This window comes from Nonomuraea sp. NPDC004354, assembly GCF_053602555.1.
In genome coordinates this window covers 60,724-68,989 of the sequence record NZ_JBSGDV010000031.1, presented here as the reverse complement: position 1 = coordinate 68,989, position 8,266 = coordinate 60,724, and the positions used below count along the sequence as shown (strand labels likewise).

At 69.1% G+C, this 8,266-nt stretch carries 10 protein-coding genes; 1 reads left to right on the top strand and 9 read right to left on the bottom strand.

Translation table 11 applies throughout. The features are described 5' to 3' along the window. Positions 1-283: 283 nt before the first annotated feature. The 7 genes from ACWENQ_RS43520 to ACWENQ_RS43490 form a co-directional block, all read right to left on the bottom strand. The gene (locus ACWENQ_RS43520) at positions 284-1,045 is read right to left on the bottom strand and encodes an ABC transporter permease (protein ID WP_449930956.1); all 762 of its coding nucleotides are present in this window, start codon (positions 1,043-1,045) and stop codon (positions 284-286) included. Between the two features lie 9 nt (positions 1,046-1,054). Then, complete coding sequence (locus ACWENQ_RS43515; protein ID WP_452419465.1) at positions 1,055-1,819, bottom strand: ABC transporter ATP-binding protein; 765 nt, start codon at positions 1,817-1,819, stop codon at positions 1,055-1,057. Then, the gene (locus tag ACWENQ_RS43510; protein WP_449930960.1) at positions 1,819-2,232 is read right to left on the bottom strand and encodes a DUF1048 domain-containing protein; all 414 of its coding nucleotides are present in this window, start codon (positions 2,230-2,232) and stop codon (positions 1,819-1,821) included. The genes ACWENQ_RS43515 and ACWENQ_RS43510 overlap by 1 nt, the downstream gene beginning before the upstream one ends. Next, complete coding sequence (locus ACWENQ_RS43505; RefSeq protein WP_449930962.1) at positions 2,229-2,564, bottom strand: PadR family transcriptional regulator; 336 nt, start codon at positions 2,562-2,564, stop codon at positions 2,229-2,231. Before ACWENQ_RS43505 ends, ACWENQ_RS43510 begins: the two co-directional genes overlap by 4 nt. 623 nt (positions 2,565-3,187) lie before the next feature. Beyond that, on the bottom strand, positions 3,188-3,514 hold the full coding sequence (locus tag ACWENQ_RS43500) for a DUF1048 domain-containing protein (RefSeq protein WP_449930964.1): 327 nt from the start codon (positions 3,512-3,514) through the stop codon (positions 3,188-3,190). Between the two features lies 1 nt (position 3,515). Next, the gene (locus ACWENQ_RS43495) at positions 3,516-3,872 is read right to left on the bottom strand and encodes a DUF1048 domain-containing protein (protein WP_449930966.1); all 357 of its coding nucleotides are present in this window, start codon (positions 3,870-3,872) and stop codon (positions 3,516-3,518) included. Further along, positions 3,869-4,195 carry a PadR family transcriptional regulator gene (locus ACWENQ_RS43490; RefSeq protein ID WP_449930968.1) on the bottom strand — a complete coding sequence of 109 codons (327 nt, stop codon included), beginning with the start codon at positions 4,193-4,195 and terminating at the stop codon, positions 3,869-3,871. The genes ACWENQ_RS43495 and ACWENQ_RS43490 overlap by 4 nt, the downstream gene beginning before the upstream one ends. A gap of 398 nt (positions 4,196-4,593) precedes the next feature. Between ACWENQ_RS43490 and ACWENQ_RS43485 the strand changes: the two genes are divergently transcribed. After that, a complete protein-coding gene (locus ACWENQ_RS43485; RefSeq protein ID WP_452419464.1) occupies positions 4,594-5,979 on the top strand; it encodes a S41 family peptidase in 1,386 nt (461 codons plus the stop codon). 395 nt (positions 5,980-6,374) lie between these two features. Here ACWENQ_RS43485 and ACWENQ_RS43480 read toward each other — a convergent pair whose 3' ends face one another. Both ACWENQ_RS43480 and ACWENQ_RS43475 read right to left on the bottom strand, forming a co-directional pair. Further along, complete coding sequence (locus ACWENQ_RS43480) at positions 6,375-7,487, bottom strand: hypothetical protein (RefSeq protein WP_452419463.1); 1,113 nt, start codon at positions 7,485-7,487, stop codon at positions 6,375-6,377. 432 nt (positions 7,488-7,919) lie between these two features. Further along, positions 7,920-7,997, bottom strand: coding sequence for an FKBP-type peptidyl-prolyl cis-trans isomerase (locus ACWENQ_RS43475; RefSeq protein ID WP_449931080.1), 78 nt, complete (start codon positions 7,995-7,997; stop codon positions 7,920-7,922). Positions 7,998-8,266: the final 269 nt, after the last annotated feature.

Sequence of the window (8,266 nt, the reverse complement as noted above, 5' to 3'; positions counted from 1 at the left end):
TGACCAGGTCGAATCCGGTGACCAGCCAGCCCTCGTGCCCGTCGGGGAAGGGGAAGCGGCTGATCGGACCGTGCTCGCGCGCCTCGATCAGCTCCCTGGGCGGGTCGAAGGGGCAGCCGGGCTGACGCGAGGTCGGCAGCGTTGTGACGGTGTGGAGGGATTCAGTCATGATCTTTCCTGTGTTCGCGATGGTACGTGTCGTGTGGAGCTCGAAGGATGCGTGCAGGGAATGGAGGCCGAGCCACATGCTCCGGCCCACGGTGGAGGTCGTTCGTCATCCGCCCTAGGAGATCTTGCGGCGGTAGGTGTTCATGGCGAAGCCGTACGCGACGATGAGGATGCCGACGCACCAGGCCAGGGCGATCCAGATGTCGGTGCCGACCGGCTGCTGGGTGAACAGGGCGCGGATGGCGTTGACGATGGAGGTCACCGGCTGGTTCTCGGCGAAGACGCGCACCGGGCCGGGCATGGTGCCGGTGGGCACGAAGGCCGAGCTGAGGAACGGCAGGAAGATGAGCGGGTAGGAGAACGCGCTCGCGCCTTCCATGGTCTTGGCGGACAGGCCGGGGATGACGGCGATCCAGGTCAACGCCAGGGTGAACAGGATCAGGATGCCCGCCACCGACAGCCACGCCAGCACTCCCGCCGAGGAGCGGAAGCCCATGAGCAGGGCCACGAGCATCACGACCACGAGCGAGATCAGGTTGGCGACCAGCGAGGTCAGCACGTGCGCCCACAGCACCGACGACCGCGCGGTCGGCATGGACTGGAAGCGTTCGAAGATACCGCCCTTCATGTCCATGAACAGCCGGTACGCGGTGTAGGCGATGCCCGAGGCGACCGTGATGAGCAGGATGCCGGGCAGCATGTAATTCACATACGAATCCGACCCTGTTCTGATCGCGCCGCCGAACACGTAGACGAACATCAGCATCATGGCGATCGGCATGATCGCGGTCGTGATGATGGTGTCCGGGCTGCGCGTGATGTGGCGCAGGGACCGTCCCAGCAGGACGGCGGTGTCGGTGAAGAAGTGCTTGCTCATCGTTGTTCCTTATGCCTTCGTGCCGACGAGGGTGAGGAAGACGTCCTCGAGGGTCGGCTGCTTTTCGACGTATTCGACCTTGGCGGGCGGGAGCAGCTGCTTGAGCTCGGCCAGGGTGCCGTTGACGATGATCCGGCCCTCGTGGAGGATCGCGATCCGGTCGGCGAGCTGTTCGGCCTCGTCCAGGTACTGCGTGGTGAGCAGCACCGTTGTGCCGCGGCCGGCGAGTTCCTTGACGGCCTGCCAGACCTCGATGCGGGCCTGCGGGTCGAGGCCGGTGGTCGGCTCGTCGAGGAAGATGATCGGCGGGTTCCCGATGAGGCTCATCGCGATGTCCAGGCGGCGGCGCATGCCGCCGGAGTACGTCGCGACCTTCCGTCCGCCCGCGTCGGTGAGCGAGAAGCGGGCGAGCAGCTCATCCGCGATCACGCCCGGATCCTTGAGATGCCGCAGCCGGGCGACCAGCACGAGGTTCTCCCGCCCGCTGAGGATCTCGTCGACGGCGGCGAACTGCCCCGTGAGGCTGATCGATTCACGTACGTCCGCGGCCTGCGTGGCGACGTCGAAGCCGTTCACCCGTGCCGTCCCCGCGTCGGCCTTGAGCAGCGTGGACAGGATCTTCACGGCCGTGGTCTTGCCCGCCCCGTTGGAGCCGAGCAGGGCGAAGATGCTGCCCCGCGCCACGGTGAAGTCCACGCCGCGCAGCACCCGCAGCTCCTTGTACGCCTTCTCCAGGCCCTGCACCTGGATCGCCGCAGCTTGCTGTGTCGTCATCAGTCCGTCCTGTCCTTTGTCGTGGTGTTCTCGCCGGCGGCGCGCTCGATGGCGCTGGTGAAGCGGTTGCGCTCCCGGGTCCTGTACTGGCCGAGGGGGTAGTTGGCCACGAACGCCTCGACGAACTCCACCGGGTCCGCGCCGAAGATGTCGCGGATCGGGGTGCCGTCCGCCGCGCCCTGCTCGAACAGCTCGGCAAGGTCGTCGTACATCGCCATCGCACCCGCGCCGTCGGCCGGCCCGAAGTGCATCAGGTACCGCTCCAGCGCTTCGACCGCGATGCGGTAGTTCTCGGGAAGCTGCTTGATGCGTGCCTTGTACTGCCGGTAGCGCTTCTTCTCCTCCAGCGACCCGGTGACGATCTCCAGGTACTGCAGGTAGCGGCTCTTCGGCTCGTTTGGTCCTGTCGTCATGTCTGCTTGCCTCCCTCGTGGAGCTGTTCGAGCCGGTCGGCCAGGAAGCTCCAGGTCCGCCGGAACTCTTCGAGGTACTCCCGTCCCTGAGCGTTGAGGGAGTACACCTTGCGCGGCGGCCCCTTCTCCGACGGGACCTTCTCCACGTCGACCAGGCCGCGTTGCTCGATCCTGACCAGCAGCGCGTAGATGGTGCCCTCGGCGATGCCGGAGAAGCCCTGCTCTCGCAGCCACGCCGTGATCTCGTAGCCGTACGCGGGCCGGCCGGACAGGATCGCCAGGACGATGCCCTCCAGCGTTCCCTTGAGCATCTCCGTCACGAGCTTGCCCATGGGACACCTCCCCTTTCGGCTACTTCGTGACACTGACTACCGGTACAAAGTAACACTCACTACTGGTACCTAGCAATACCGAATAGCTGAGAGCAAGAAGCGTGGAGCGAGTCCGTCATCCCTCAGGCCAAGACGGGCTCCGTCGGCCCACCAGAGAGTTCGTTCGTCGCGGACGAGGCGGGAGCGCCCGCGACCACGAGTGCGCAATCACTGAACGGTTCATGGCGTCCACCATCACCGAAAGCACTGACACGAGGCCGTTGCCGTGCTGACACGGCACCGCAGCAGGCCTACTCACCGCCGGGACATCCGCCGGCCTGGCACGCCTCCCGAGGGGGGTTCGGAAAATCCTCCCCGACGCCTTCGCGGATCGGGGTCCCGTTCGCCGCGCGCTGCTACGGCAGGCGCGGCCTCGGGAGGGTGTTCAAGCGCCCCCAGCACCCCCTGGGGTCCGTCCAACGGAACGGCGCCTACTCGCAGAAGACGCGCAAGTGGCCATCGGGCTGCTCGAGCTCCACGATCGCCCCTCCGGCGCCGGCCAAGGCCCGGCTTCAGCAGTTACCCGGTCCTACCGCTCTGCTGCACAGCCCAGCGCCCGCCGGCGCCTTGGTCGGCGACGGGTGTTACTTCCCGGCCGTGCCGGGTTGCCCGCTGATGGACTCCTGATAGATGTCCGCGTAGGTGCGCGAGTCCTTGACCAGGTCGTCGCAGAAGGCAGCGACGTCGTTGCCGATGAGTTCCAGGACTCCCTTGCCGGCCGCGACGCCCTCCTCGAAGAAATCGACGATCCCTGAGAGCAGGGACCCGTCAGGCAAGTCGATCGGTCCGACCTTGAAGAGGTACCTCTGAATCTCCTTGTAGACGATCTGGTAGTCCGGCGGGAGCGCCTTGACCCGGGCCGTGTGCGCCCGCCACTGCTTCTTGCCCTCGATGATGTCCTGGATGCCCACGTCAGCCTCCCAGCCGGCCCAGTTTCCTTGCGACGTTCCTGTTCAACTGCTCGCGCCACCGGTCGCGATGGCTCCGAGCCCCTTCTCCGCCGGCCAGCGCCGCGCAGAAGCCCTCGATGTCGTCACCCAGCACCTCGTGAACGCTCTGCCCATCGGAGGCTGTCTCTTCGAGCAGCCCCAGAGCATTGTCGAGAATCGGCATCAGGTTGCGGCCGGTGAAGTCCGCGTAGGGAAAGAGGTGACCCTTGATCTTCTCCCACGCCGCCCGGTAGTCGGCCGGCAATGCCGCGGCCCGGGCTTCGAACGCCTTCCACTCCCTGGTGAGATCGCCGCCTGTCACGGTCTCCCAGAAGTTCATCTGCCGCCCTCCTTGAGCTTGTCGATCCGCGAGGAGACGTACTCCCATTTGGCCCAGAACCTCACGAGTTCTTCGCGCCCCGCGTCGTTGAGCGCGTAGAACTTGCGCGGCGGGCCCATCCCGGAGGGTCGTTTCGTCACCTGGACGAGCCCGTTCTTCTCCAGCCGCAGCAAGATGGTGTACACCGTCCCCTCGACGACGTCGGTGAAGCCGAGTTCGTTCAGCCGACGCGTGATGGCGTACCCGTAGGTCTCCTCGCTGCCGATGATTTCCAGCACGCAGCCCTCAAGCGTGCCCTTCAGCATCTCCGTCAGGTCGTCCATCGTGGGTCCTCTTCGGTCTCCTGGTACTTTGTAGTACCGAGTACCACTATACAGTACCACAGAGTAGTGAACCGATGCCCAGCGAGCGGCGGCAGGGATTCGAACCCGACCTCGATCGAGGCGACCGACTGGGACCGGATCGTGGTGCTCTACGAGGCACTCGGCCGGGTCGCACCTTCGCCGGTGGCTGGAGCTGGCGGCCCGGCTGTGCGCCAACCAGCGCGAACGCTCGGTGCCGCTGCGCAAGGCGGCCACGCTGAGCTGACTTCTCCAGCTCGGCCAGCCGGGACTCAATCGGGCCCAGGATGCATGCCGCCCTACATACCCGCGATCCGGTTACAGCGGCGTTAACCGTTCCGTTCACCGCGGCGTAACCCGCCTTCGGCCACCTTGGGCTCATGATCAGAGCCCTTTGCTCCGCCATCCTGCTGACGGCCTGCTCGATGTCCGCGCCGGCCCCGGCCGCCCCGCCGCCCCCGGTCGCCCAACTGGCCCTGCCGGTCCCGGTCGCCCGGCCGGCGCCGGCGTCCACGCCGGCCGCCGGCTGCGCCGCCATCACCGCACCACCACCGGCGCCGGCGCCGCCGACGTCGGTGAACACGCTCCGGCAGGCCTACTTCTGCGTGCTGGACAACTACTACAGCGGCCCGGCCATGGATCCGAAGGCGCTGCTGAAGAGCGCCTTCGCCGCCTACACCCAGGACCTGATGCGGCACGGCGCCGACCGGGCGGACCTCCGGCTGCCCGCCCTGACAGGCAACCGCGACACCGACTGGGACGCCGTCGCCAAGGTGCTCGGCACGGACGAGCCTGCCGCGCTACGCGCCGCGATCACCGGCATGGTCGCCGGCCTGCACGACAACCACGCCCGCTGGATCAGGCCGGCCCCGCCGCCGCCGGGCGGGCCGGCAGGAACGGGCATCGTGGGCCTGTCGGCCCTGCAGGGACCGCGGCTCGACCCCGCCGCCCGGCCGCCGCTGTACATCACCCGCGTGCTGCCCGGCAGCCCCGCCGCCAAGGCCGGCATCAGACCCGGCGACATCGTGGTCAAGGTCAACGGCGTGCCGGCGTTCGTCGGGGACACCCCGAACCAGGGCATCATCGACGCCTTCACCTCCAGCACGGTACGGCTCACGCTCAGGCGCCCCACGACGGGACGGACCCGCACCGTCGAAGTCAGGCAGGGCCCCATCACGCCACAACCCCCAACGGTGACCTCCAGGCCGCTGCCCGGCGATGTCGCCTACGTCCACCTGCCCGGATTCTTCGACGGCGCCGCCGACCAGGTCATCGCCAAGCTGCCGGACAAGCCGAAGGCCGTGGTCCTCGATCTGCGTGGCAACGGCGGCGGGTCACCCCGGGAGGTGACGCGGCTGCTGAGCGCGTTCGCGCACGGCAAGGTCACCAGCTACTTCTGCTCGCTCAAGGGCGACTGCGTCCCGAACCGGACCGACGACACCGTGCCGCTTCTGGGCCTGCGCCTGGTCGTCCTCACCGACCGCGCCTGCGCCTCGGCCTGCGAGGACTTCAGCGCAGCCGTCAAGGACAACGGACTGGGCACCCTCGTCGGGACCCGCACCGCCGGAGCCGTCTCAGGTCCGGCCGAGGGGTACCTTCTCGACGACGGCAGCGTCCTGCTCCTGCCCAGGTTCAGGCACCTCGGGCCCGCCCGCGAGATCATCGACACGATCGGCGTGCCGGTCGACCACCACGCCCCCATGACCGCCCTCGACCTGGCCGCCGGGCACGACCCGGGCGTGGACAAGGCCCTTGAGCTTCTGTAGAGCCGCCCAGGGCAGGCCCCGCGACCGGGGCCGAAGGCAGTCGTCACTTCGCCGGTTCGCGGTGGGTGGCGACCTTGTCGCCGCGGCCGCTGGGCGCCCTCCTGGAGACCGTCCGACGGGAACCAGGCGTGGTGCACCCGGATCCGGTACGGCCCCTTGCGGCCGTTGAGCGCGAGGTCGGTCGGTCGGAGTGGGTAACCAGGAGGGAGCCGAGCGCCACGGCCGAGGCGAGCCCTGCCACGGCGGTCTGCGTACGTGCGGATGTGGTGCCCGGCCCGCGCGTGAAGACGCTGATCGACACGGCGCGGCCGGGTGAGGGGGTGCTCGCGGCCCTGGTGCACGCCGATGACCCGCAGCCGGTGGGCGCGGCCGAAGGCGCTGTCGGACGCCTGGGGTCAGGCGATGGTGAGCGGCCCGTCGACCAGGTACGCCGCCAGCGGACCGGTCATCTGGGACCGTGCCGGCGGATGCAGGGCCAGCCCGTTGGCGAAGGTGGCGAGGTAGCCGACCTCATCGGAGCCCGTGGAGTCGAGGTCGGCGAGCAGTTCGACCGCGCGCGGGACCATCCGGGAGAGGGCGTCCTGCACGCAGTACCGGACGTACAGCGAGTCGGCGAGCGTCGACTCGTCCGGGCCGCCGCCGTCGATCCGGCGGGCGACGCCCTCCGCGGCCGACATCGCGCCCTCGGTCTCCACCAGCAGCCGGACCCGCTCGGACTCGGGCACCCGGTTGTCGAGCAGCACCCGCTCGACCAGTGCGCTGGCGGCCCCGAGGTAGCTGCCCGTCATCAGCAGCTGGAACCAGGCGAAGCCCGCGGTCAGCAGTACGTCCAGCTGCCCGTCGAGGTCCGAGGTCCGCACCAGCAGCTCCGGCGCCACCAGTACGTCGTCGAGAGTGACCTGCTCGCTCCCCGCCCCCGCCCCGCTGACGGTCAAACCCTCGCTTTCCGCCGGCACCAGCGCCACCGCCAGTTCCTCGCCCTCGCCGTCCGAGCGGGAGACCATGACGCTGGCGGCGAGCAGGTACATCGACCGGGCCAGACTGTAGGGGCGCGTCACCCCGTTGATCAGTACCCCGTCGGGCCCGTCCGTGGCGGTCATCGAGGGGGAGAGGATGCCGGCGTCGGGGCGCTCCTCGGCGAAGCCGTACGCCACGAGATAGTTGCCGGCAGCCAGCCCCTCGACAAGCATCGACTCCGCGCCACCGTCGTGCGCGGTGGCAAAACCGACCAGGGTGGCCATCGAGAAGTGGTGCATGGTGGTGGCCACGGCCAGTGACGGTGTCCTGCTACCCAGTGCGCGCTGCACCCGCAGGGCGTCCAGGGCGGTGGCGCCCCGCCCCTGCTGGGAGATCGGCGCCAGCAGCCCGGGGCCGCCGCCGTCGCGGAAGAGCTGGATGCTGGGGCTACTCGGATCCTCCAGCTCCATGAGGGGTAACGCCCGCAGGCTCTCGTCCAACCCCGGCAGCAGCTTCGCCACGGTGGCGCGTTCCCGCTCCAGAAATCGCATGTCCTCCCCTATTCGTCCGGGACGACCACCCCGGTCGGTGGCCCAGGCCGACTCACAGCGCCCGAGGTGGCGCGGCAGCCGCCACACCGCCCCGGGGCCGGGCCGCCCCCGGAGGCCAATGTACTTCGGCAGTACCGCGTGCGGCGGCCCTTGAACCACACGCGCAGCGGCACGTCGGCGGACGCGGTCGGCCTCGCGGCGTACGCCTCGGAGGTGGAGGTTCCCGAGCTTCTTCGCACCGCACTCGGTCCGTGCCGGTGACCGGCGCCACGGAACCGTCGCCGGGCGCGAGGAGACCGACCACCTCGTGGCCTGTCGGCAAACGTCCCGGTGCCGGTACGCGTCGTCGGGTGTGCGGGTCAGGATCCCCGACGGGCACCTGGGGCACGCCTTCGTCCCACCCCTTGATCACTCTGCCGACGCCGATCTGCGTCACGAACGGGCCCCACGATCGCGGGAGGAATCAAACTTCGTGCCGTCCTCGAGATTCCCGACGTAGTGAATCGCCACCTCGCCCCCTCACTGGAGGAAGTCTCGCCGTCTCCCGGCGACAGGCGTGCTGTCGTGACCCCCATACGTGCCGTCTTCCGCTGGATGATTCTCACGCAGCTCGGCGAGGCCGCTGGGATCAGCGCCAGTCCGCCCGGGACCGCCGGCGGCGCCTCATCCCCGAACAGCTCGGCGGGCGGGGGCACGGGTCGGCGGCCGGGGCGGCGGTGCAGCCGTCGTCACGCCGACCATCGCGGCGCCGGGCTCAGTACGGCAAGAGCCGGGCGAAC